Consider the following 1,167-nt stretch of genomic DNA (forward strand, 5'->3'; position numbering starts at 1 on the left):
CTCCGAAACGTCGCGCAGCAAACCGGAGCGGTCTTGGGCGCGGATTTCAACAACGACGGCAAATACTTGTCCTTATTGCAAGGCTGCCCAGCTTGCATTTAACACTTTTTCCGGAGCCTGCTCGGCAAGGTGGCGGAAAGAAGGGCAGGTATTGCGGTGGACGGAAATACCGCGGTCGCGCGTAACAAAGCCCACAATATCGTCAGGAGGTGCCGGTTTGCAGCATTTGGCAAGCGTGGTCATCAGGCCGTCTTCGCCGTCAATCAAAATGCCGTTTTTGCCGCCTTTTTTGATTTTGGACTGCTTGACGATATTGGTTTCATCAATCGGTACAGGAGGCGGTTCATTCAGCGCGCCGCAGGCTTTGTGGATGGCGCGGTTGGAAACGTCGCCCTGACCGATGGCCGTATAGAGTTCGTCGGTTTTTTTGAAGCCGAGTTTTTCTGCCAATGCTTGCAGATTGGGTTTGGGGAAGATTTTTGACAACTGCTTGTCCAATTGGGCGCGGCCTTCTTCACGCACGGTATCCGCATTTTGCTGGCGGATGTAGGCACGGATTTTACTGATGGCGCGGTTGGATTTGACCCAGCCTTCGTAGAGCCAGTTGACGGAAGGATTTCCCTCTTTAGCGGTAATGATTTCAACGCGTTGTCCGTTTTCCAACGGCGTAGACAGCGGTACGATTTGTCCTTCGACTTTTGCGCCGCGACAACGGTCGCCCACGCTGCTGTGCAGGGCATAGGCAAAGTCGATGGGGGTAGCGCCCGTAGGCAGGGAGAGGACTTTGCCGTGCGGGGTCAAAACATAAATCGTGTCGTTGAACAGCTCGGTTTTAAAGGCGGCGGCAAGGTCTTCTTTGCCGCTTTCGGCCATGTTTTCGCGCCAGTCCAAGAGTTGGCGCAACCAAGCGATTTTCTGTTCATAGGCGGAATCACCCTTGCCACCTTCTTTATAACGCCAGTGGGCGGCAACACCGAATTCGTTGAATTGGTGCATGTCGAAGGTGCGGATTTGGACTTCTACACCTTTGTCTTCCGGGCCAACGATAACGGTGTGCAAACTTTTATAGCCGTTGCCTTTCGGGTTAGCGATATAGTCGTCGAACTCGCCCGGAATCGGCTGCCAGAGGCTGTGGACAATGCCCAACGTGGTGTAACACTCGGGAAT

The 1,167-nt window shown here is 53.8% G+C and carries 1 pseudogene; it reads right to left on the reverse strand.

From position 1 onward, the window contains the following. Positions 1-1,167 (reverse strand): annotated as a pseudogene (locus ACTHS3_RS13815) (RelA/SpoT family protein); the annotation flags it as partial.

Source organism: Neisseria sp. P0009.S007 (assembly GCF_051962515.1).